The 22,400-nt window shown below is 37.1% G+C and carries 21 protein-coding genes; 13 read left to right on the top strand and 8 right to left on the bottom strand.

The features are described 5' to 3' along the window. Position 1: 1 nt before the first annotated feature. Positions 2-1,069, top strand: coding sequence for a saccharopine dehydrogenase NADP-binding domain-containing protein (locus tag MMP60_RS09285; protein WP_241336003.1), 1,068 nt, complete (start codon positions 2-4; stop codon positions 1,067-1,069). Between the two features lie 281 nt (positions 1,070-1,350). Here MMP60_RS09285 and MMP60_RS09280 read toward each other — a convergent pair whose 3' ends face one another. Further along, positions 1,351-2,391: an acetoacetate decarboxylase family protein gene (locus tag MMP60_RS09280; RefSeq protein ID WP_241336002.1), complete on the bottom strand. Its 1,041-nt coding sequence runs from the start codon at positions 2,389-2,391 to the stop codon at positions 1,351-1,353. 168 nt (positions 2,392-2,559) lie between these two features. Next, positions 2,560-3,366, bottom strand: coding sequence for a type 1 glutamine amidotransferase domain-containing protein (locus MMP60_RS09275; protein ID WP_241336001.1), 807 nt, complete (start codon positions 3,364-3,366; stop codon positions 2,560-2,562). Positions 3,367-3,624: 258 nt separating this feature from the next. On the opposite strand from MMP60_RS09275, the gene MMP60_RS09270 reads away from it, so the two are divergent. Beyond that, on the top strand, positions 3,625-4,623 hold the full coding sequence (locus MMP60_RS09270) for an AraC family transcriptional regulator (protein ID WP_241336213.1): 999 nt from the start codon (positions 3,625-3,627) through the stop codon (positions 4,621-4,623). A gap of 7 nt (positions 4,624-4,630) precedes the next feature. Here MMP60_RS09270 and MMP60_RS09265 read toward each other — a convergent pair whose 3' ends face one another. The 3 genes from MMP60_RS09265 to MMP60_RS09255 form a co-directional block, all read right to left on the bottom strand. Then, a complete protein-coding gene (locus MMP60_RS09265; RefSeq protein ID WP_241336000.1) occupies positions 4,631-5,464 on the bottom strand; it encodes an SDR family NAD(P)-dependent oxidoreductase in 834 nt (277 codons plus the stop codon). 13 nt (positions 5,465-5,477) lie between these two features. Next, positions 5,478-6,386, bottom strand: coding sequence for an alpha/beta fold hydrolase (locus tag MMP60_RS09260; RefSeq protein WP_241335999.1), 909 nt, complete (start codon positions 6,384-6,386; stop codon positions 5,478-5,480). Between the two features lie 133 nt (positions 6,387-6,519). Further along, entirely contained in the window at positions 6,520-6,933 is a 414-nt protein-coding gene (locus MMP60_RS09255) for a MerR family transcriptional regulator (RefSeq protein WP_241335998.1), read from the bottom strand. A 91-nt stretch (positions 6,934-7,024) separates the two neighbouring features. Between MMP60_RS09255 and MMP60_RS09250 the strand changes: the two genes are divergently transcribed. From MMP60_RS09250 to MMP60_RS09220, 7 genes are all read left to right on the top strand, one after another. Next, a complete protein-coding gene (locus tag MMP60_RS09250; protein ID WP_241335997.1) occupies positions 7,025-7,717 on the top strand; it encodes a type 1 glutamine amidotransferase domain-containing protein in 693 nt (230 codons plus the stop codon). Between the two features lie 184 nt (positions 7,718-7,901). Continuing rightward, entirely contained in the window at positions 7,902-10,079 is a 2,178-nt protein-coding gene (locus tag MMP60_RS09245; protein ID WP_241335996.1) for a TonB-dependent siderophore receptor, read from the top strand. A gap of 474 nt (positions 10,080-10,553) precedes the next feature. Next, positions 10,554-11,546 carry a DUF1852 domain-containing protein gene (locus MMP60_RS09240; protein ID WP_241335995.1) on the top strand — a complete coding sequence of 331 codons (993 nt, stop codon included), beginning with the start codon at positions 10,554-10,556 and terminating at the stop codon, positions 11,544-11,546. 30 nt (positions 11,547-11,576) lie between these two features. Continuing rightward, on the top strand, positions 11,577-12,605 hold the full coding sequence (locus MMP60_RS09235) for a methionine synthase (protein ID WP_241335994.1): 1,029 nt from the start codon (positions 11,577-11,579) through the stop codon (positions 12,603-12,605). A 196-nt stretch (positions 12,606-12,801) separates the two neighbouring features. Then, positions 12,802-13,293, top strand: coding sequence for a flavin reductase (locus tag MMP60_RS09230; protein WP_018679326.1), 492 nt, complete (start codon positions 12,802-12,804; stop codon positions 13,291-13,293). A 45-nt stretch (positions 13,294-13,338) separates the two neighbouring features. Then, positions 13,339-14,139 carry a sulfite exporter TauE/SafE family protein gene (locus tag MMP60_RS09225; protein WP_241335993.1) on the top strand — a complete coding sequence of 267 codons (801 nt, stop codon included), beginning with the start codon at positions 13,339-13,341 and terminating at the stop codon, positions 14,137-14,139. A 131-nt stretch (positions 14,140-14,270) separates the two neighbouring features. Then, positions 14,271-15,431 carry a DUF4268 domain-containing protein gene (locus tag MMP60_RS09220; RefSeq protein ID WP_241335992.1) on the top strand — a complete coding sequence of 387 codons (1,161 nt, stop codon included), beginning with the start codon at positions 14,271-14,273 and terminating at the stop codon, positions 15,429-15,431. Between the two features lie 4 nt (positions 15,432-15,435). On the opposite strand, the gene MMP60_RS09215 is transcribed toward MMP60_RS09220, so the two are convergent. Next, on the bottom strand, positions 15,436-16,134 hold the full coding sequence (locus MMP60_RS09215; protein ID WP_241335991.1) for a DUF1826 domain-containing protein: 699 nt from the start codon (positions 16,132-16,134) through the stop codon (positions 15,436-15,438). Positions 16,135-16,488: 354 nt separating this feature from the next. Between MMP60_RS09215 and MMP60_RS09210 the strand changes: the two genes are divergently transcribed. The 4 genes from MMP60_RS09210 to MMP60_RS09195 all read left to right on the top strand — a co-directional run bounded on the left by MMP60_RS09210 (position 16,489) and on the right by MMP60_RS09195 (position 20,625). Next, positions 16,489-17,403 (top strand): AraC family transcriptional regulator, encoded by a 915-nt coding sequence (locus MMP60_RS09210; protein WP_241335990.1) that lies wholly within the window; start codon positions 16,489-16,491, stop codon positions 17,401-17,403. 208 nt (positions 17,404-17,611) lie between these two features. After that, a complete protein-coding gene (locus MMP60_RS09205; RefSeq protein WP_241335989.1) occupies positions 17,612-18,505 on the top strand; it encodes an AraC family transcriptional regulator in 894 nt (297 codons plus the stop codon). Between the two features lie 237 nt (positions 18,506-18,742). Next, entirely contained in the window at positions 18,743-19,675 is a 933-nt protein-coding gene (locus MMP60_RS09200; protein ID WP_241335988.1) for an alpha/beta hydrolase, read from the top strand. 32 nt (positions 19,676-19,707) lie between these two features. After that, entirely contained in the window at positions 19,708-20,625 is a 918-nt protein-coding gene (locus MMP60_RS09195; RefSeq protein WP_241335987.1) for an alpha/beta hydrolase, read from the top strand. Between the two features lie 164 nt (positions 20,626-20,789). On the opposite strand, the gene MMP60_RS09190 is transcribed toward MMP60_RS09195, so the two are convergent. Then, entirely contained in the window at positions 20,790-21,026 is a 237-nt protein-coding gene (locus tag MMP60_RS09190; protein WP_241335986.1) for a VF530 family protein, read from the bottom strand. Positions 21,027-21,403: 377 nt separating this feature from the next. Continuing rightward, the gene (locus tag MMP60_RS09185; RefSeq protein ID WP_241335985.1) at positions 21,404-22,153 is read right to left on the bottom strand and encodes an iron-containing redox enzyme family protein; all 750 of its coding nucleotides are present in this window, start codon (positions 22,151-22,153) and stop codon (positions 21,404-21,406) included. Positions 22,154-22,400 lie beyond the last annotated feature (247 nt).

Here is a 22,400-nt window from a genome sequence, read left to right as displayed (position 1 = left end):
AATGAAAAATACAAATAATTTAAATTGGATGGTATACGGCGCAAATGGTTACACGGGTGAATTAATTGCTCGTGAGGCTGTGCGACAAGGGCTAAAACCCATTTTGGCAGGACGTAATCCAACGAAAGTGGCTGAATTAGCTCAGGAACTTGGTCTTGAATTTCGTGCCTTTGGACTAGATGAAGTTATTCAGATCAGCGAACAATTAGAAGGTCTGCATCTAGTTATGCATTGTGCTGGGCCTTTTTCATCAACGTCAAAGCCGATGATGCAGGCATGTATAAAGGCAGGCGCACATTATTTAGATATTACTGGCGAGATTCCTGTTTTTGAATTGGCACAGTCCTTAAATATTCAAGCACAACAAGCAGATATTGTTCTATGTCCTGGTGTTGGATTTGATGTTATTCCAACAGATTGTGTCGCAGCTGCGCTGAAAGAGGCTTTACCTGATGCAACACATTTGGCATTAGGCTTTGACTCCAAAACGGGGCTTTCTCCCGGAACTGCAAAAACCAGTACTGAAGGCATGGCGGATGGTGGAAAAATCCGTAAAAATGGAAAAATTATTACTGTTCCTTTAGCACACCATGTTCGCCATATTGATTTTGGTGATGGTCAAAAGAGTGCGATGAGTGTACCTTGGGGCGATGTGGCTACGGCATTTTATACGACAGGAATTGCTAATATTGAGGTGTTTGTACCTGCTTCCTCAAAAGTAATTTTTGGTGCAAAAGTGTTGAACTGCTTACGTCCAGTATTAAAGCTCCAAGCTGTGCAAAAAATGATGAAATCCATGATTGGAAAATCAGTCGTTGGACCAAACGAGGAATTACGCGCCAAGCTACCAACCTATGTATGGGGTGAAGCTACAAATGCTCAAGGGCAGATTAAAACAGCACGAATTCAAACTGAAAATGCTTATAGCTTAACGGTGAATGGTGCGCTGACGGTAGTTCGTTATTTACTTGAACAAAAAGTGAAAGGTGGAACATATACGCCAGCCAAATTAATGGGTTATCAACTCGTAACCCAAATCAAAGGTTCAGGTGCATTGATTATTACTTAAATGAAGTTATTTAATTTCACAGCCAGAAACATATTCTAAATATGATTCTGGTTTTTCTATTACATTTTTAAGATTAATTTAAAATATGAAATCATAGGGATATTCATATATAAATTTTATTTTTTATATAATTTTTGTATTTAGTAATTTGATTTAATTCAGTCTAACCATGATGAAAATCATAAAGTAATAATTCTTAAAGTTTAAGGTAAATATTTATTATTAATATAAAAGACATTCTCAGATGAGAATGTCTTTCGTGAAGAATTTATTTTTTAGTCTTATCTTTTTATTTTATCTAAGGATGGCATCGGAATAGGCATATTCAATGCCAATTGGGCATCTTTTACGACATCTAAACGCAGTACTTTGTTTGCACCTAGATCATCTAGCAATTTGCTCAGAGGACCACCACTACGAACCAGCTCGACATTTTTAGGAAATAACTTTTGACCAAAAGCCAATGTATTTGATTGCACAGAAGTTTGATGCCATTCACCATCGACTTGATTAAACATCGTCTTGGTTTCAATGCGAGATTGAGGTTTGACGTTCTTAATGGTTGGTATTGGTGCAGTTAAACTGAGATCAGGTTTTCCATCTGTATTATAGATATGAGCCTGAACCTGTTGATGATCAATTTTCATGTCTATTGGCGTCAACCATTTTGGCAACTGATACCCATACACACCACGCACACGTGCAATCTCTGTATCCACGGGTAAGGCAAGTACATAACCATAATAATTATGCTTTCTCATTGAGCTTAATAATTCAGTTGAATGAAAGTAATGAGCTTTGGGTTGACGAACAACCACTGCGACAGAGACTTCATCATAGGGATCAACATCGCCAACCACATATGAGAAGAAAGTCAGCGAAACTAAACCATAGCCTGGAAAAGGTTGTAAAGGTTCAAGTGGGGATGGTAGTTTTGCTTTCAATTTAGAAACAGGTGCTAACATCAAAAGCTGCACATTACTGGTACGGTAATAAAAATTTGGAGACCAAACTTTACCTACACGTGTTTCAACCAGTTTTTTCGGAATGGCGCGAAAGAAATCAATATTTCCAGCCGCTGGGTCTTTTGCAACTTCATCTAAATTAGGATTCATCCGAAAACGATCATAATAACCACCTTTGGGTACATTGACTTTATATGGGCCAAATTCGACGACTGTAGTGGGTTGCGCATTATTGCTCATAGTTTGTTCGACCGTGCCAGTGGTTAAATTATTTTCTGCTGCTTGGGTGGAAATGCCTAAAAATAGGCTGATTGATATTGCAGTAATGGAACGGTTTAAATGAATAAGATTAAACATAATCATATGACTCCTATAGATCTCACTTAAATGCTAAGATTAAAGTAAGGTTTAAGGTCAAGCTTATTTTCATAAATAATGAGAAAAATTAAAATTTAAAAAATTGGATACAACTAATCACAAAAACCAGATTTCGTGAATCTGGTTTTTAAATATCAATATGAAAACTTAATTTAAACTTTTTAATTTTTTCACGACTGCTTCAGCAATAGCTTTACTCGATTGAGGATTTTGTCCAGTAATGATTCGATCATCTGAAATGACATAAGAATTAAAAGGGAGGAAAGCACGTTTATATTTTGCACCATGATCAATTAATTCATTTTGCAAGGAAAAAGGGACTTGGGATTTGATTCCTGAAAGTGTTTCTTCAATATTGGCGAAACCTGTTACTGTTTTACCTGCAATCAGAGGTTTGCCTTGTTCATCTTGTAATGGCAATAAACCACCAACCCCATGACAAACCGCGGAAACAATCCCACCTTGTTGATAAATATTCTCACTAATATTTTTCAGCTCTTTGTTGTTGGGAAAGTCCCACATCGTGCCATGACCACCCGTATAATAAATTGCCTTATAATGTTTCGGCTCAATTTTATTTGGTGCCAATGTTGTTTTCAGGCGTTGCATAAATTGAGGATCGGCTAAGTGAGCTTTAGCGGCACGATCTAAATAAATAGATTTCAAACTATGTTCATCCAAAGGAACAGCACCACCTTGTGGACTGACAAAATCCATGTCATAGCCAGCAGCCTCGGCAACATCATAAAAATGGGTGAGTTCAGTGAACCATAATCCTGTTTTATCTGTTCGTGTTGGATAAGTCGTATGATTGGTCATCACCACCAGAATTTTTCCATTCTGTTTTGTCTGGTGAAGTTGAGACGCTGTTTCAGATGAATATGCATAATTACTTGCAAAAACAACTGTAAAAATAGGAATTAACCCTTTGCGAATATTCCAAGCTTTGAACATGACAGGTTCCTCATGAATTACCTGAGTCCAATGCTATGCTTAAAGTGAGGTTTAAGGTCAAGCTGTTTGTGCAGCAAATCATTATTAGATTTTAAATCCTAAAAAATGAATCATCGTAAATTTTCAAAGTTTATAATAAGTTCAAAAATATCAAGTGCTATAGTAATTATCTTGACAGTTTTAAGCGATCTATTTGATACTTTACGCCACTAAAATAACAATGAGATCTAAGGATTGGCTAAACCATTACATCGAAGAATGATCCCAGAGACCTATGTTCAATTATTATTTGAATATATGGAAACATTGGGGCATGACCCAGAAAAAGTATTGGGTGAACCTTGGCCAGTTCCAGAGACAAATGGTCTCGGTGGTGTTGCGATTGAACATTGGGAAAACTTATTACAAATTGCTAAAGATTATTTGAATGATCCGTTGATTGGCTTACATGTGGGACAAACCATTACTGCGAGACATCTTGGAATCATTGGGGCAGTACTTTCTGCCTGTGATAATTTCTTGACTGTAATACAACGTTTTGAGCGTTATCAACGGCTTATTTTTGATGTTATCCCTGCAAATATTCAGCTACTTGGTGAATGTGTAGAATTGACTTGGGATACTGGTGAATATGAGACAGGTGGTTTAGTTGATGAAACTGGTCGAACGGTGATGGTGCAGTTTGGTCGAAGCCTGATTCGCGGTAAGGATAGTTTACAAGCGGTTCATTTTATTCATGAACGACCTGAAGATATTAGACCTTATGAAGAATACTTTGGTTGTCCTGTTCTTTTCGAACAACAGGTTCCGCTGATTCGATTCGGATTAGAAATGTTGAGTTTACCTTTAAAAAGCCCTGATACAGCTTTGATGACATTGCTGGACAAACATGCTGATCAACAGCTTGCACGCTTACCCCAAGTCGAAGAAATTATAGAGCAAGTTCGTAAGCAAATTGCCTATTTACTGCATCAAGGTGAACCAGAGATTGATCAGCTTGCTGAAAGATTGCATTTGTCACGTCGAACCTTACAAAGACGATTAATTGAAGTGGGGACAAGTTTTCGCAAAGAATTAAATCTAGTTCGTTATGAATTAGCAAAATCTTATTTAATAGACCCGAGACTGCAAATTATAGATATTGCTCTGTTACTTGGGTATTCCGAACATAGTGCTTTTACCCGAGCCTATAAAGAATGGTCGGGTAAAACACCGCAGCAAGAACGAGAATCTTTAAATATAAATTTAATCAATTGATCTGATTTTAATCATGCTTTGCTGCCAGTTGCATCGTTTGTTTCAGTTGTTTTTGATTGAATCCTATTAGTTCAATAATGTTACGAAACAATCCCGGAGCATTGGCAACGAATTTATTACTTTTAGGTACAATCACAATATCTTTACGCTTCTCAATACTTTCAACCAGTTCTGAGACCACAGTTTCAATCGCTACATATTTCCAGATGCCTGTATTACCATTCCAAACTGCTTTGCCTGCTGGATCTGATTGCACTGCATCCATCATCGGTGTTTGGAAGAAGGTGGGGTGAAAACTACCCACGTCAATATTCAAATGTTTAAGTTCCAAACGTAGGCTATCGCATAATGCCCAAACACCTGCTTTGCTTGAAGTGTAATGCGTGTTTAGAGGGGAGTGTACAAATGCTGCCAAGGACGAAATTGCCAATAAATAGCCTTGAGTTTCTTTTACATAAGGCAGCGCAGAACGGAAAGTACGAAATACACCTGTTAAATTAATATCAATTGTTCGCTCAAAGGTTTCAGGTGCCATATGTTCCAGTGATGCTGGATTACCAACGCCAGCATTGGCAATCACGACATCAATTTTGCCAAAATGCTTTGCCGCACTTGCCATCGCATTTTCCAAACTTTCTAAAGAGCAAACATCTGCTTGCCATCCGATTGCGTTACTACTTCCACCTAAGTCATTTGCTTGCTGGGTAACTTTATTTAAATCTAAATCTAGTAACGCTAACTTAGCACCTTTATCGCGTAATGCCTGTGCTGTTGCTTGACCTAAGCCACCTGTTGAACCAGTAATGACGACAACTTTATCTTTTAATTGATATTTATTCATGATTTTTACTCGATTAGATAGCAACTGTTCGTTTTAGAAAATTAATTTGATCATTCACTACATGCTCAAATGCATCACCGATATAAATTTCGAAATGACCATAGTGATAGCGTTTAATTTCTTTTTGAGGGGTTTGATTGGCATAACGCAAAGTTGCTTTTGAGGGGGCAACACTGTCGGTTTCACAAACACAATATAATACAGGGGCTTTTATTTTCTTGGCTTGACGTCCGGGATAGTAACGAATGATGTCAAAGGCAAAGCGGGCTGCAACGTAGTTTTTATAATCAGGATCATATTTAGTTAATTCGAGTGAACCTGAGTGAGCATCCGCTGCATTCATGAGCGCTGTATTACCAGGCGTTGCGGACAAAGGCACCATAACTGGTTCATTTCCCAGTACAGCACTTATGCGATCACGCAATGCCAAAGTCGTGAGTTTTAACGAAGTCACTGGATCCATGACTAGACTTGACGAAAGTCCATCTGTGAATGGACATTGAGAAATCACGGCACGAATATTTGCATCTTGGGCAGCCGTAGCTAGAACATGTCCTCCAGAAAAGGATGAACCCCACAGAATAATTTTTGAATGATCTATTCCTGACAATTGACGTGCATAAGCTATCGCAGCTTTCCAGTCTTCCAGTTGGCGGTTAATGTCTAAAAGTTGTCTTGGTTGACCTTCACTGTCCCCAAAATGCCGATAATCAAAAACAAGACAGGCGTATCCTGCTGTAACAAAACGTTCGGCAAAAGCAGTTAGACGCATTTTCCGAGTACCACCAAGCCCATGAGCCATGACGATAATTGGGGATGGTGATTTCTGATCTGGACGATATAGATATGCACTACATTTCAGATCACCAGAATTGAAGTGAATATCACTTGGTTGTGATCTTTCACTATTTTTGCTGCTCATCGCTATTTCCTAATGATGGGTCGTAGCGCTATTTTTAAGCAAAGCTAATGTATGATCTTGATGGAAACCGCCATATCACTTGATATTTTACGCCAATTTATTTAACTGCTTTATAACTAAACTTAATAACGTATTAATTCTTATCATTTTCATAATATAGATTAAGCAATCGCTTGGCATTTTCCGCACAAGTGATTTCATCAGGTTTATTGTTGATCGCAAAAATCATCATTCGTAGGTTTTGCTTACTGACTGCTAATTTCTGTTCTAATTCTTCAATGTCTTTGATTTTGTTTTCTAAAATTCCAATAAGCGTGTCATGATCCCAATTCGTTACATTTGATGGTAAAAAGGCTTTAATTTCTGCGAGTGAAAAGCCGACTTGTTGTGCTTGTTGAATCAGAAAAAGCTGTTTAAGGTCGTCTTCGCTATATTCTCTATAGCCATTCGATTTACGTTTTGCCTTAGGTAACAGTTTGATTTGTTCATAATAACGAATCGTCGGTGTAGTTAAACCACTATGTTTTGATAATTCGCTAATATTCATTTTACTGATTTCCTCTTGACATTGAAGTTAACTTTAGACTTATAGTGATGCAAAAGCAAGATTAAAAATAAAGCTAAAGCAGAGGTAAAGCATGTCTAAACGTATATTACATATTGTCACCAATGTATCTGAATATGAAGGAATTGATCAACCTACAGGTCTATGGTTAGGTGAACTGACCCATGCATATGATGAATTTGAGAAGCAAAACTATATTCAAGATATCGTCAGCCCACAGGGAGGAAAGTCGCCACTTGAACCAAAATCATTAGGGCGTTTCGTTGCTGATCAATCGGTATTGAAGCGCAAGAATGATGCCGCATTTATGCAACTGCTCGAAAATACTAAAAAGCCATCTGAAATCAATTGGAAAGATTATGATGTGATTTACTACACGGGTGGGCACGGCGTGATGTGGGATTTTTTGAATAATACCGAACTCCAAGAAATGACTAGAAAAATTTATGAGAAAGGTGGCATTGTTTCCAGTGTTTGTCATGGTTATTGTGGGCTGCTTAATGTTCGGCTTTCAGATGGGCAATATCTGATAAAAGATAAAAAAATAACTGGTTTTGCATGGAGCGAAGAGATCTTAGCAGGTGTAGCAAAAAGAGTACCTTATAATGCTGAGCAGTTAGCGAAACAACATGGGGCGATCTATTCTAAAAAATTCATTCCATTTGCACCCTATGTGGTTCGAGATGGCAATTTGATTACAGGTCAAAATCCATTTTCTGCTCGCCCAACGGCTCAAGCAATTATTGAGCGTTTATTAAATCATTAATTTTTCAAAGAGAGTGATTTAAAAACATTTTGATCATATGCTCTGTCTCTACCTACGGTATACAGAGCATTTAAAAATATTAGATAGATGGTGGAAAACGTACTTGTTCAATCATAGAAAATTGTGAATACTCATGCCCGAAAATTTAGGCTATAAGATTATCTTTTGGGGTTAGGCAATTACTGTGAAAACATATCCATTTACATTTTCTCGTTTACACAAAGCGTTACTGGCGGTTGGTTCATTTTCATGCCTAGGGCTAAGCTCAGTATTGGTACATGCTGAAGATGAAAATAAGGTATCCCGATTAGAAACAATCACAGTAAATGCCCAAGCAGCAGAAAGCGTATATTTTCAACCAAAGGTGAATTTATCTGGTTTTACGCAACAAAATATTGCTGAGATTCCTGCATCTATTCATGCAGTTACGGCTGAACGAATTGCTGATCAACATGCGAAAACATTAACGGATGTTGTGAAAAATGATGCTGCGGTAGGTGATGGTTACGCTCCAATTGGCTATTACTCAAACTTTATGATGCGTGGTTTCGCGCTGAACCTTGGTTCAAGCTACTTGCTCAATGGCAACTTACTCCGTGGTGAACAAAATGTCGGGCTGGAAAACAAAGAACAAGTCGAAATTTTAAAGGGCATGAGTGCCATTCAAAGTGGCATGTCAACACCTGCGGGTGTGGTTAATTATGTAAGCAAACGTCCTAAAGACATCCGTTCAATGACCGTTGATGCAGATAGCCATGGTGGCAATCGTATCGCAACGGACTTGGGTGGATTTTTAGGAGCTAATCAGCAGTTTGGTTATCGAATGAATTTAGCGCATGAGGAAATCCATCCTTATGTTGAGCATGCTAATGGCAAACGTTTATTTGGCTCTTTGGCTTTAGATTGGCACATTTCCGATCGTTCAAAACTAGAATTTAATATTGAATCACAGCGTCAACGCCAGCGTTCAGTACCAGGTTATCAATTACTTGATGGTAAAACTGTACCCACTGGCGTGGAATGGGATCGTTTACTTGGCTATCAAAGTTGGAGCCAACCTGTCATCAATCAAAGTTTAAATACGGGCTTAAAATATAATTACCAAATCAATAAAGATTGGTCAGCAAATCTAAGTGCTTCACAAAGCCGTGTTGTGGTGGATGATTATTCAGCATTCCCATGGGGCTGTTATAGCAGCGTGTGTCAGATTACTGGTTTAGGCAATACTTTTGACCAAAATGGTAACTATGATATTTATGATTTCCGTAGTCCTGATGACAGTTATTTGACCAATCAATTTAAAACAGGATTAAATGGCCAATTCAGTACTGGCACATGGCAACATAAACTTAGTTTGGAATTATCAAAGACTTATAAACGACATGCGCAATATGATGCGATTAATAAACCAGTGGGCACAGGAAATATTTATACTGACACTGTGAACTATGATCCGTCTGAAGCAACTTTAGGCAACCATTACAAATCTTTGAACAGTCAGCAAACTGCATTCAATTTACTTGATCAGATTGACTTCAATAATACTTGGTCTGCTGTAGTAGGCGGTAAATTATTGCATTTGAATGAAAGTGCTTATGATGCAAATGCGAATAATATCCGAGATACCAACTTTAATCGCTTTTTACCCCAATTTGCTGTGATGTATCAGCCTTGGGAAAAGACTCATCTGTATGCGTCTTATGCCAAAGGCTTAAGTGACGGCGGACAAGCACCGTGGTTTACAAACAATCCTTTTGTGACATTAGCACCAAAACATTCGGCTCAGTATGAGCTAGGAATTAAACAGCAATGGCAAGCTTTACTCTTTACTGCGGCATTGTTTGATTTAAAACAAGACAATCAATATACCAACACAGCAAATGACTTTGTGGCGGATGGTCAACAACATAACCTCGGCTTAGAACTTGGTCTACAAGGGCGTATAGGTCAAAACCTAGATATGACATCTACTTTGGCACTGACCCGTTCACGCTTACAAGATATACAATCATCTGAATATCAAGGTCATCAAACTCAAAATGTACCAACTGTACGTTTGGCGAGTTATATCTCATACCAAGTGCCGCAAGTAGAGGGTTTACGTTTATTGGCTGGTATGCAATATAGTGATCGTAAATATGCAAATAAATCAGGTACAGTGAAAGTACCTAGCTATACCGTATTTAATCTGGGTTCAGCCTATAACTTCCGTGCTTATGGCTATGAAAACACACTGAGATTGAATGTTGACAATGTGTTTAATAAAAAATATTGGCGAGATGTCGGTAGCTTCTTCGGCGATGATTATTTATTTCTCGGTGCACCACGTACAGCACAATTGTCTTGGACTGTGAATTTTTAATTGCATTAGTTGAATGTGGTAAATAAATTCAGTCAAGTACAGCACTAATAATCATATGATGGGAGGGGCTGTACTTGATACTTCATGTCACATAAAATTAAGTGATATGATTTTAAAATAAAAATAATGAATTAAATTTAAATACTTAGAATGTAATTGTGCTTTGAAATTACAATTTTCTAGCGTTGTCTTTTAGCTCTTTATTCCATTTTTTATCCCTTTTTGAAGATACACTCAGATCTAATCTAAACTTTTATTTTCAAGAAATTTATGTTGGCTTTACTGACTTAATTTATAAAATCTGATGACTCAGCTTGCTGCCTTTCATTCGCAATGGATACAACAAAAACCTTAACATGAATTTTACTCATCTTGAGGTTAGATTAAATCATTTTTATTCATCTAATGATTGCGGTATAAATCACTCCATAGAGAAATTTAGATTTTATTGCAAAAATTAGGATACCAATCATCATGAGTACAGAGTTTGCATGTTCAATTAAACGCATTCGTTTTGATGAAAACTATCAACCAGCAGATAGCACACGTTTAACGACCAATTTTGCCAACTTGGCGCGTGGAGAAAGCCGTGAGCAGAACCTACGCAATACGCTTCGAATGATTAATAATCGTTTCAATGCTTTAGCACAAACAGATAACCCAAATGGTGATCGCTATTCACTTGAAATTGATATTATTTCTGCGGATTTAGATATTGAAGGTAATGGTAAAACTTTTCCAATTATTGAAATGCTGAAAAGCACAATTACCGATCACCATACTAATCAACGTATTGAGGGCATGATTGGTAATAGTTTCTCATCTTATGTGCGTGACTACGATTTTAGCGTGGTGCTGAAAGAACATAATAAAGAGAACTCAACTTCGTATGCGCCTGAAGGTTTCGGTGATTTACACGGCAAGCTTTATCAATATTTAGTGAATTCAGATACGTTTAAGGCTGAATTTAATCAACAACCTGTCATTTGTTTAAGCGTTTCAACGGCGAGGACTTATCAGCGTACTGTTAATGAGCATCCAGTTTTAGGTGTTGAATATAAACAAGATCAATACTCTCGTACCGATGAGTATTTCCATAAAATGGGCTTACAGGTTCGCTTCTTCATGCCGAAAGGTAGCGTTGCACCTTTAGCATTCTATTTTGCAGGTGATTTATTACGTGATTACACTGACTTCGAGCTGATCAGTGCGATTAGTACCATGGAGACTTTCCAGAAGATTTATCGTCCTGAAATTTACAATGCAAATTCATCAGCGGCACAGGTCTATCAAGCAAGTCTAGAGTACCCAGATTATTCATTAACACGAATCGTCTATGACCGTGTTGAACGTGGTCAGCTCGCAGTAAAACAAGGTAAATGGACGGAAGAAAACTTTATCAAGCCTTATCAAAACATCCTTGAGCAATGGGCTGCAAATTACACCGTAGACAGTAACGCTGCTTAATTTACCTGAAATAGAGATAGAAGATTTAAAATGGCAATTTTATTACCAACATCAACGGCTGGCAGCTTACCGAAACCTTCATGGCTTGCAGAACCTGAAAAACTTTGGTCACCTTGGAAATTAGAGGGTGAGGCATTAATCGAAGCGAAGCAAGATGCCTTGCGTTTATCTCTGCAAGAACAAATTCATGCAGGGATTGATATTGTCAGTGATGGTGAGCAAACACGCCAACATTTTGTCACAACATTTATTGAACACCTTGATGGCGTGGATTTTGAGAAGCGTGAAACGGTGCGTATCCGTAATCGTTATGATGCAAGTGTTCCATCTGTAGTCGGTGCAGTCTCTCGCCAAAAGCCAGTATTTGTAGAAGATGCCAAGTTTTTACGTAGCCAAACCACACAGCCAATCAAGTGGGCGTTGCCTGGCCCAATGACTATGATTGATACATTGTATGATGGTCACTATAAAAGCCGTGAGAAACTGGCTTGGGAATTTGCCAAAATTTTGAACCAAGAAGCACTTGAATTAGAAGCTGCGGGTGTCGACATCATTCAGTTTGATGAGCCTGCATTTAATGTGTTCTTTGATGAAGTGAATGATTGGGGTGTTGCAACCTTAGAAAGAGCGCTTGAAGGTCTTAAATGCGAGACTGCAGTTCATATTTGCTATGGCTATGGCATCAAAGCCAATACCGATTGGAAAAAAACTTTGGGTTCAGAGTGGCGTCAATACGAAGAAGCTTTTCCTAAGCTACAAAAATCTAAGCTCGATATCATCTCATTGGAATGCCAAAACTCTCGTGTGCCGATGGATCTAATTGAACTGATTCGCGGTAAAAAAGTCATGGTTGGTGCGATTGATGTGGCAACCAATACGGTTGAAACACCCGAAGAAGTCGCGGATACGCTACGCAAAGCACTTCAGTTTGTTGATGCAGATAAACTTTATCCTTCGACTAACTGTGGTATGGCACCTTTGGCTCGTGAAGTGGCAAGAGGCAAACTCAATGCTTTAAGTGCAGGTGCAGAAATTGTTCGAAAAGAACTCTCTGCCTAGTACTTGCTCAGCGATATATATGTAAAGGGTATTTGTTTAGTTTGGCTAAAATTCCAGATCAAACGAGTGCCCCTTAGTCAGATTCAGAGCAAGTATCAGTTCTACTCAGAACTCATTTAGATGATGTGCCAATGTCGCGATCGAGTGGTAGAGCGAAATCTAAAGAAAATCTAAGGTTCAATTTAGGAATAAAATGATGATTGAAGCAACAGACTTTAGAAATGCAATGTCTTTATTGACAAGTGCAGTGAATGTAGTGACTACTTCAGGAGCTTCTGGTCGTCATGGATTTACTGCATCTGCGGTGTGTAGCGTCACTGATACACCGCCGACATTACTGGTCTGTATGAATAAAACTTCTCGGTCACATGCACATTTTATAGAAAATGAAATTTTAACCGTCAATGTTTTGGGTGCACATCATCAGCATATTTCCAACGTATTTTCATCCAAGATGAGTTCAGAAGAACGCTTTAAATATGGAACTTGGACAGAATTAGAAACAGGTGCGCCTGTTTTAGATGATGCTTTGGTGAGTTTTGATTGTCAGATTGAACAAATTCAAGAAGTTGGAACACATACAATTTTTATTTGTCGTACTGTAGCGATTCAACAAGGTCAAAATGAACATAGTTTGGTTTATTTCAATCGTGCTTATCATCATGTCGGTGAAGCAGAAATCGCGTAAAGTAACTTTGTATTTAATATTAACTCTCAAGTAAGTAAGTATGTCGTGGAATTAATTATTTTTTTAGCAATAGGTGCATCAGCAGGATTTGCTGCTGGGCTCTTTGGTGTTGGCGGTGGACTCATCATCGTACCACTTTTATATGTGGTCTTTACGCAAATGGGGTACGGATCTGAAGTGATCATGCATATGGCTCTAGGGACATCATTGGCGACCATTATTGTGACATCTATCAGTTCATTAATGGCTCATCATAAAAATGGTGCTGTGATTTGGCCTGTATTCAAAAATCTAAGTCCTGGGCTGGTTGTTGGATCTTTTTTTGGTGCAGGTATTGCAGGATTACTTTCAGGAGCACATTTACAACTGATCATTGGTGCTTTTGTAATTTGGGTTGCATATCAGATGTTTACTGGTGCAAAAAAGGTCGTTGATCAGAATAAAGTACTTCCTTCAGCAGCTAAACAAGTATTTGCAGGTACTGGAATTGGCATTGCATCTGCAATTTTTGGGATTGGAGGAGGGAGCCTAACTGTACCTTATCTCAATCATTATGGTGTGGTAATGCAAAGAGCGGTGGGAACATCAGCAGCATGTGGTTTACCGATTGCGATTGCAGGTGCGTTGGGCTTTATGCTTTTTGGTATGAAAGAGCAGGTGCATGTTCCTAATAGTATTGGCTATGTACATATTTATGCCTTTATTGGCATCAGCTCAATGAGTTTTTTTACAGCGAAGTTGGGTGCTAAAGTGGCACATGCATTATCACCACAAATGTTAAAAAAATGCTTTGCTGTATTGTTACTTATTGTCGGGTGTTTTTTCCTTTTTAAAGGAATACGTTGAAATATAATAGGTTGATTCCTGTGATAAAAGCTCATTAAATATGGGCTTTTTTTTCATTGTGATTAAATGTATTACAGATATGGTAATCTAAGATCATCCCTAGCAGTATGAATTTCGAGCTTATCCCATAAATGTACAAGATTGACTCTCAACAAAATAGAATTTCTCCGCTACTTACTAAAACTTTTTCTGAGCTTGGGTTTTCTGAGCGCCATCATCTTCAAGAGTGGTTGGTTAATACCCCAGCTGTTTTTGGAGAAGAACTATTGATGATTCAAAAGGAATTTGCTGGTTTTGATGATACAAAAGAGCGTTTAGATCTCTTGGCGATCGACAAAGAAGGTAATTTAGTTATTATTGAAAATAAGCTTGATGATTCTGGGCGTGATGTTGTATGGCAGGCTTTAAAATATGCAGGTTATTGTTCTAATCTTACTAAAAATGACATTATCGAAATTTATCAGAAATATCTTGACCAATATTTTCCGAATGACCACGTCAAAGCTTCAGACCGATTATCTGAGTTCTTAGAAATCGAGGACTTACAGACCAAACTTATCAATACTAGTACAAGTCAAAGAATTATTTTAGTGGCAGCCAACTATAGAAAAGAAGTTACGAATACTATGCTTTGGCTAAGCCAATTTAACTTATCATGTCAATGCTTTAAAGTAACACCCTATAGTAGTAATTCAGATTTGTTTCTTAATATTGAACAAATTATTCCACCTCCAGAAATTAAAGAATTTATGATCGGCATAGCTGCAAGAGAAGCTGAAGAAAAAACTGTTGATATTCAACTAAAGCAGAGACATAAACTTAGGAGAGAATTCTGGGAACAGGCATTAGAAGCTTTTCGTAAAAGTCCATGTAAACTCTATAATAATATTAGCCCATCTGATGATCATTGGTTAAGTGCAGGCTCAGGTGTTAGTTCTTTACCTTATAGCCTTATTTTTAGCAAGAAAGAGGCTCGAGTCGAACTTAGTATTTCTCGTTCAGAACCTGATGCAAATAATGCTACTTTTGGATACCTAAAATCTCATCAAGATCAAATTGAGAAAATATTTGGACAGTCACTTGAGTGGTTACCTTTACCTGGAAAAAAATCATGTCGCATTCAATACGCAAAACCTTTTGATGGTTATGACAAAGCTGAATGGCCAAGCATGATCGAATGGATGATTGCAAATATGATAAAATTTGAACAAGCATTTGCTCCGCACATGAATGGTATTTATCAATTGCTCAAACAAGGGCAGTGGCAACCCAAAATACATGAAGATGAATAAACATCTAACAAATTAATAAAAGTCTATACTCACCATCATTTTCAGTAGGTGCTCTATGCACACAGGGCAAAACTTGTTGTGTTGGGTGATCTACTGCCAATCGCCAAAGATGCCCTAAGCCTAAATTTATAGGTTCTATATCGGGTTTAGGCTGATAATGTAGATCAAAGAAATATTCTTCTAAAAACGTTTCAAATTCAGTATCTTGACCATCATATAATTTTTTGAGTTTTTCCCTAATTTCTGGGATTAAAATCTTTTGCTCAACCTGATCATTGGGTGCGATATCACTTGCAACACCATGATAAGTACATAAAAAAGTATCTGTTTCAATGGGTGAGCGATCAATATGATATGAATATACATCCGTTGAAATGAAGTCTAGTTCGTCATCACGCTCGTAATTTTTAAGTAAGTTAAGCGAAGGTGAAGCTCCGAAATTACTTAATAGTTGTATATCCTTTAAGATAATTTCCCGTGCAAGATGACCGTTTTCTGAAAGTTGTAATGCCAATAGATCATCAATAGAAACTTCTGTAATATTTTCTTTTAACTCAAGTTTAGTCACGATTTCTTCAAAATCACCAACCAAATCTCTATGCCAACACATAGCATTTACTGTTCCTTGAAAATTGAAATTCACAAGTTCAGAAAAAGTAGAAACTACTTTAATTTGTGTATTTTTAGAGAATATATTTTCCATATGAGAATTACATCATAAAACAAGGTTTAATCATAACACTTAGCCTTAGGTATATTGCATTCCAAAAAACTGTAAAAGATAGGTTGGAAAAGTGGTAGAGCTAAGAATTTTTATCAACATAATGAGCATCAATAGCTCTTGAAAGGTGATGATATGAAACCCCAAAAATAATGTTCGTACAATAAAACAACTAAGAATTTGATTTTTTTGTATTTATTTTTTATTTTCTACTAAAAATCTATTTGCTGTATGAATGGCTAGTGATAAGCGTTTATCCTAGTACTGGAATAGTTCATTCAAAAATGAAAGGATGTATTCACAAAATTTAAGTCACTGATTGGATTTTAAATATTTATGCCACTCATCACTGCTAAAAGAAATAAAAATACGGAGCGACTCATTCAGGTTGTTTCACATTTTGCGGAGATAGAGGGAGATCATGTATGTAGTATCTCTGAGCTTTCTTTCCATAGCAGAATGAGTCCCACTGAAAGTACACATTGTATCTATAATTTAGGCCTAGGTATTATTTTACAAGGGCAAAAAGAAATCGTTATTGGTAATAAAGTCTATCAATGCTTTGAAGGTCAAAGTATGTTAACGACGATAGATTTACCAGCTACTTCACATATCGTGCAGGCTTCTTCAGATAAGCCATTTTTAGCTGTTTTAATTTTGTTTGATATTCAAATGGTGAATGAAATAGTTGTAAATATGCCAGTTGATAAAGTATCTGCATCTGTAGAAGATATTCATGATTCATTTTCAGTTGACTGGGTCGATGCACCTCTTACAGATGCAGTATTAAGATTAGTCAAAACATTAGATGAGCCTGCTCTGATTCCTCATCTAGCACATTTAATTCAACAAGAGATTATTGTTAGAGTATTAAACAGCTCACAAGGTATTTATCTACGTCAACTCGTCAAAACTGGATCAGTAAATCAAAAAATTCACCAAGTCGTGAACTGGTTGAAAAATAACTATACTCAATCCATTCGAATGGATGATTTGGCAGATAAAGCGTTTATGAGCCCATCGACATTCAGGCAACATTTCCGAGAAATTACAGGAATGAGTCCATTACAATATCAAAAGCAATTGCGTTTACAAGAAGCCAGACATTTGATGTTAAATCAAAATGTAGATGCTGGACGTGCTGCGAGCTTAGTAGGATATGAAAGCGCTTCTCAATTTAGTAGAGAATATAGCCGTTTGTTTGGTGCATCACCTCAACGTGATGTTCAGCATTTGAAACAAAATTCATAATGGAATTTTGATGAATTCAATATAATAGGCAAATAACTCGTCATTTTAGGCAATTTCTAAGTTTTCTCATTTTTTATACTACTTAATCGTGCTCAAATTATGAATCTAAACTGGGTTGAATTAGTACAAAAGGTTGGTTTTTAGTTAAACAAATAGAGGGTGTTTTATTCAGCCATAGTTTGAGTCGATGAGATATAAGGAGATAAAAATGTATGATAGAAATACCAGTGATGTCATCACTTCATTGGCAAAGACTGTAGATCGCCTGATTCAAATAGATGGTGATCATCGTACGGCAATTTCTGCATTATCCTTGCATCGACGTTCTGAACCAAGTGCAACACATTGTATTTACAATTTAGGTTTAGGCATTGTTTTACAAGGTGAAAAACAAGTGATTATTGGAGAGGAAATTTTTACTTATAGTCCTGGTCAAACTATGCTAACAACAATAGATATTCCTGTTATTAGCCATACACGTCGGACATCAGAGCATAAACCTTTTCTAGGATTGATGCTTTTATTAGATATCTCGATGATTAGAAAAATGGTTTTGCAGATGGGGCAAATAGATTTTCAAGAGAAAACACCCCCTTCTTTTGGTGTTCAATCTATTGATTATGAACTTATTGAATCGGTAAATCGTTTGGTGAATTTACTCAATGAACCTATTTTATTATCGCAATTATCACCCATCATACAGCAAGAGATCACAATTCGTTTATTAACGGGGGCAAATGGTATTTATTTACGTCAACTGATTAAAGTTGGTTCTGTGAGTAGTAAAATTGAGAAAGCGGTATCATGGTTAAAGCATAATTTTGTTCAACAGATTCAGATGGATGATCTTGCAGAACAAGTATTTATGAGTCCATCAACTTTCAGACAGCATTTTCGAAAAATTACTGGAATGAGTCCGTTACAATATCAAAAGCAGCTTCGCTTACAGGAAGCTAGACACCTGATGTTAAATCAGCATATTGATGTTGGTCATGCAGCAGGATTAGTTGGTTATGAGAGCGCATCACAATTTAGTCGTGAATATTCACGTCTATTTGGGTCTTCTCCACAAAAAGATATCCAAAATTTACTCTTAGCTTAATTAATAGAATGAATTGTTCTGTTTACAATCCAATTTCGATATTAGAAATTGAGTTTGTTTTTAAGGTATTGAAAATTATAATTAATTTTAAAATAAATCATAAATGCCAGAATAGGCAAATTATCCGTTGAATTAGGCAATTCACTCACGTTTTATAATCCTATACTGAATACATAGAAAGAAATTCAATCTAAAACGAATTGTTATTACGCATAATTAACGAGTGAGGTACTCAATATGCAAACTGTAAAATATAAAAACCTAGCATGGGAATCAACGGCAAATATCTTATTCCCAAATGATTTTGATAAAAGTAAAAAGTATCCAGCCATTGTCAGTGTTCATCCTATTGGTAGCTGTAAAGAACAGACTTCTGGCAACATTTATGGTCAAGCTTTAGCAGATGCAGGCTTTGTTGTACTGGTCATTGATGCATCATTTCAGGGTGAAAGTGGTGGTGAACCACGTTTTATTGAAAATCCATATCATCGTGTCGAAGATATTCGTTATGCCGTAGATTATTTGGTCACTCAGGATTTTGTAGATGAAAATCGGATTGGTGCATTAGGTGTTTGTGGTGGTGGTGCCTATGTTTTAAATGCAGCAATGACTGAGCGCCGTATTAAGGCTGTGACTTCTATTACGGGGGTTAATTTCGGTCGTATGATGCGTGAAGGTTACGGTGGAACGGGTGGGGCATTACTTAAAGGGCTTGAAGCAATTGCACAGCAACGGACTGCCGAAGCTCGTGGTACAGAATTGTTAGTCAATAATTTATTACCTCCTTCCGTAGAGGAAGGTAAAAAAGCCGGAATTACTGATATTGATCCATTAGAAGCGATGGAATACTACAAGACTGCTCGCGGTCAGAAGCCGAATGGTGCAACTAGTGCCTTATTCTCGCGAATGAGTGTCGCTTTAGGCTGGGATGCATTCCACTTAGCTGAAATTTTATTAACTCAACCAATCTTAGTGGTGATTGGTGACAAACCGGGCTTATTTGGTGCTTATCGAGATGGTCATGAGATTGTACGTCGTGCGGCATCGGAACAAAAAGAGCTGTTTGTTTTAGAGAATACATCCCATTACGAGTTGTATGATCAACCTGAGCCTGTTGCTAAAGCACTGGAAAAAGCAATCCCATTTTTTGAAGAGCAGCTTTCAGCTTGAAACGCAAAAAAGTTCAATAGAGGAATATGAAAATGTTAAAAGAAATCAGTATCCAAAATCATAATGGTCAAGGTATTACACTTGCAGCAGTAATTAATTTCCCTGAAGGTTTTGATGAAAGCAAAACCTATCCTGCAGTGGTGGTGAGCCATCCAGGCGGCGGTGTTAAAGAGCAAACCGCTGGTTTATATGCACGGAAGTTGGCTGAGCATGGCTTTGTAACGATTGCGTATGATGCATCTTACCAAGGTGCTAGTACAGGCATGCCGCGTCAGTTAGAAAACCCGTATGTACGCACAGAAGATGTGAGTGCTGTAATTGATTATTTAACAACCTTGCCTTATGTCGATAATAGTCGTATCGGTGCGATGGGGATTTGTGCAGGTGCAGGTTATACTGCAAATGCGGCCATCAATGATCATCGTATCAAAGCGGTGGGTATGGTCAGTGCGGTGAACATTGGTCAAATGTTCCGTAATGGTTGGGAAAACAATGTCAAAGATGCAGATGCACTTCCGTACATTCAGGCAGGTACAGATTCACGTACAGCCGATGCTAGTGGTTCAGAAGTCGCAACTATGCCACTTGCACCATTAAGAGAAGAAGATGCTCCGAATGAAGAATTACGTGAAGCATGGGAGTACTACCATACTCCACGTGCTGAGCATCCAAATGCACCTGGTTTTGCAACTGCACGCAGTTTAACCCAAATCATTACTTATGATGCCTATAACAAAGCAGAAGCATTTTTTACTCAGCCTTTACTTGCGATTGCAGGTAGTAACGCTGGAAGTAAATGGATGAGTGAAGACTTGATTAATCGGGCAGCGAGTACAGATAAACAACTTTATGTCGTTGTTGGGGCCAACCATATGTCTCTCTATGACAAGCTAAACTTTGTTGATGAAGCTGTAGCTCAATTGGTTCCATTCTTTACAATCAAACTTTAATAATCCAACAGGCCACTTCAAAATGGTCTGTTTTTAGAAATGAAGTTAAATACTTCACAATGCTTAATGCTTATCTATACCAGCTAGAAGATACAGAGGACATAGAGTTAATCGTTTGGAAATCTGGAAAAAGTTAACTTTTATGTCTTTTTAAAATGCTGAGGCTAGGGTTTCTGTTTGGCTTTTTGGCGTAAGACATACAAATATAAGTTTTCTACTTTTTCACGTGCCCATGGTGTGGTACGCAAGAATCGCAATGATGATTTAACACTTGGATCTATGCAAAAACATCTAATTTCAATTTTACGACTTAAGCCTTCAAAGCCACCGTAGTAATCCAATAATTCATCCAAAATGTCAGCAAGTTTTTTGCCGTGTAAAAGGTCATTAGAGGCATTCATAATAGCTTAACCATATTTTGGGAGGACATCATTATAACCTGAGCTAGTTGAAAAATGAGAGGATTGGAATTTATAGGTAGTCATTGCAAGCAACATGTGAGTAGACAGCTTACATAATATTTTATTTAACATAATATACATTATACGTAATTATGTATTTGTAAGATATTGATTACTAAGCACTTTGTTTTTGTTGATCAACCGCAAGGATATTTGTATAAATAAGCCTACTTTGTGTTTGATGATTTGATCGTTAGTATACAACCTATCTGGACTAATACAGATTATTTATTGAAAATTTTGTTGCAGGTATAGATATTTATATAAAAAAACTGCTACTTAGCACCCCCAACTAAGTAGCAGTTTTATCTGATGTTTTAGTTCTTATGTTGTAACTTATAGCATTCATCTAAAGCTAGTTCATAATATGCCAAACCCTCTTTCGCTGCTAAAAATGCTTTTCTTTGCAAAATAGGATCTTTATCACATAATCTTTTGATTAATTCCATTGCTTCATAAGGATGTAAATCATCATAATGTGCATGAGCTCTTAACCATGCTAAAGATCGTTTATTAATAGTAACTTCAGGATGCTGTGTATAGCTTTGGATACCCTTATAGACATGCATACTCCAATCACCTGTCGCCCATTCTATCGCTAGATTTGTTGCTGCAATACTTTCTGCAAGAGTTCCACGAAAATTAACATCCCATAAAAAATGATTGACAGCATTCATTGCTGCTGGTGGACGTACGTCATTTAACATCTCCGTTGTTAAACCAAAACCTTTAGCCCAATCTTGATACCAATGTAAATGACGCTCCTCAACCTTAATATTCTGAATCAGCCAATCTCTCGTTTCCGTTACACCGTCTAAAGAAAAAGTGGTTGCTTTGGCTAAAGCACCGGCCATATAAGATGGAAAATGAGCGACTAATGGATAAAAATTTAATAGCGCTGCTCGAAAGCATTCTAGACTAAGCGTGCCATCTGCCATGTTCAAGAATAAAGGATGTTTACTCACTCGCTCTTTTGCAGGGATAAGTTGATCCCAAAAATGTTGAGACCATTCAGAATGAGTTGTGATTTCTAGTTTTGTTCCGTATTGTTGCTTCATAATAGTCATTTCGATGCATCCTATTTCGTATGACCTGTTCCAACCATATTCCACGATTGTTGCTTTTTTATAAATTGTATCCTAATACAATAAATATACAATGATTGTTATTTAATTTGTAACATTTTTTATATGTACAGTATTTTATTAAATTTAATCATTAGATCTCTTGCGAAAGTAAGAAATGTTTTATACTGATCAGATGAGATATGAAAATTTAACACGATTTAATGATAAGGAATTCAAACGATTAGTT

Source organism: Acinetobacter sp. ANC 4805, assembly GCF_022549495.1.
Classification (GTDB): Bacteria; Pseudomonadota; Gammaproteobacteria; order Pseudomonadales; family Moraxellaceae; genus Acinetobacter.
This window is presented reverse-complemented; position numbering and strand designations above follow the sequence as displayed.

Coding starts and splice junctions, on each gene's coding strand:
- MMP60_RS09285 (WP_241336003.1), top strand. CDS start 2: ATGAAAAATACAAATAATTTAAATTGGATGGTATACGGCGCAAATGGT.
- MMP60_RS09280 (WP_241336002.1), bottom strand. CDS start 2,391: ATGTTTAATCTTATTCATTTAAACCGTTCCATTACTGCAATATCAATC.
- MMP60_RS09275 (WP_241336001.1), bottom strand. CDS start 3,366: ATGTTCAAAGCTTGGAATATTCGCAAAGGGTTAATTCCTATTTTTACA.
- MMP60_RS09270 (WP_241336213.1), top strand. CDS start 3,625: ATGATCCCAGAGACCTATGTTCAATTATTATTTGAATATATGGAAACA.
- MMP60_RS09265 (WP_241336000.1), bottom strand. CDS start 5,464: ATGAATAAATATCAATTAAAAGATAAAGTTGTCGTCATTACTGGTTCA.
- MMP60_RS09260 (WP_241335999.1), bottom strand. CDS start 6,386: ATGAGCAGCAAAAATAGTGAAAGATCACAACCAAGTGATATTCACTTC.
- MMP60_RS09255 (WP_241335998.1), bottom strand. CDS start 6,933: ATGAATATTAGCGAATTATCAAAACATAGTGGTTTAACTACACCGACG.
- MMP60_RS09250 (WP_241335997.1), top strand. CDS start 7,025: ATGTCTAAACGTATATTACATATTGTCACCAATGTATCTGAATATGAA.
- MMP60_RS09240 (WP_241335995.1), top strand. CDS start 10,554: ATGAGTACAGAGTTTGCATGTTCAATTAAACGCATTCGTTTTGATGAA.
- MMP60_RS09235 (WP_241335994.1), top strand. CDS start 11,577: ATGGCAATTTTATTACCAACATCAACGGCTGGCAGCTTACCGAAACCT.
- MMP60_RS09230 (WP_018679326.1), top strand. CDS start 12,802: ATGATTGAAGCAACAGACTTTAGAAATGCAATGTCTTTATTGACAAGT.
- MMP60_RS09220 (WP_241335992.1), top strand. CDS start 14,271: ATGTACAAGATTGACTCTCAACAAAATAGAATTTCTCCGCTACTTACT.
- MMP60_RS09215 (WP_241335991.1), bottom strand. CDS start 16,134: ATGGAAAATATATTCTCTAAAAATACACAAATTAAAGTAGTTTCTACT.
- MMP60_RS09210 (WP_241335990.1), top strand. CDS start 16,489: ATGCCACTCATCACTGCTAAAAGAAATAAAAATACGGAGCGACTCATT.
- MMP60_RS09205 (WP_241335989.1), top strand. CDS start 17,612: ATGTATGATAGAAATACCAGTGATGTCATCACTTCATTGGCAAAGACT.
- MMP60_RS09200 (WP_241335988.1), top strand. CDS start 18,743: ATGCAAACTGTAAAATATAAAAACCTAGCATGGGAATCAACGGCAAAT.
- MMP60_RS09195 (WP_241335987.1), top strand. CDS start 19,708: ATGTTAAAAGAAATCAGTATCCAAAATCATAATGGTCAAGGTATTACA.
- MMP60_RS09190 (WP_241335986.1), bottom strand. CDS start 21,026: ATGAATGCCTCTAATGACCTTTTACACGGCAAAAAACTTGCTGACATT.
- MMP60_RS09185 (WP_241335985.1), bottom strand. CDS start 22,153: ATGACTATTATGAAGCAACAATACGGAACAAAACTAGAAATCACAACT.